Source organism: Desulfopila sp. IMCC35006 (genome assembly GCF_005116645.1).
Lineage (GTDB): Bacteria > Desulfobacterota > Desulfobulbia > Desulfobulbales > Desulfocapsaceae > Desulforhopalus_A.
This window is the reverse complement of sequence record NZ_SWCM01000055.1, coordinates 1-623: the sequence shown is the minus strand read 5'-3', so window position 1 is coordinate 623 and position 623 is coordinate 1. Positions and strand designations below refer to the sequence as shown.

At 44.0% G+C, this 623-nt stretch carries 1 protein-coding gene; it reads left to right on the top strand.

Features of this window, described 5'->3' with window-relative positions; all coding sequences use genetic code 11:
* The coding region (locus tag FCL47_RS24140; protein WP_205747434.1) for an OmpP1/FadL family transporter at positions 1 to 623 on the top strand (623 nt) is incomplete at both ends.

The window sequence follows — 623 nt, the reverse complement described above, 5'->3', positions numbered from 1 at the left end:
AGGAATAAATTTTGCGGGAGGTGTCACCCTTATCTGGCCCCAAAAAAAACTTGAATCAACCGTCACCAATGAAGCCTATGAATCGAGCTCAAAGACCTATACTCCTCTTCATCTAACATCAGCTTACCGACTTTCGGAAGATGTTTCTTTTGCCCTTACAGTGAATAATAGTTTTGGTTTAGGTAGTGATTTTCCTGACGACACAATATTTAAATATACTACTACCGAGTCGAAGTTGACAACGTGGGATATTAATCCTTCTGTTGCCTATAAACTTTTCGACAAAATGGTAATCGCAGTGGGGTTTCGAGCTATATACGCAGATGTGTCCCTGAAACAAATGATCCCACTCCAAACTTTTGGACTGCCAGATGGTGGACAGACGTTTAAGGCAACAGGCACCGGCTATGGATGGAACGTCGGTGCCACTTATTCTCCAATCGATGTACTGGCCTTCGGAGCCTCCTACCGGAGCCCTGTGGATATTGATCTCAATGGGGACGTCAGTTTCGATTTAACGCAAAATAATACTCCGCTATTAACGACCATATTCCCAACAACTGCTGCGGTCTCAGGTATTAACCTGCCAGGGCAGCTGTTTTTAGGTATTGCCTATAAGCCAT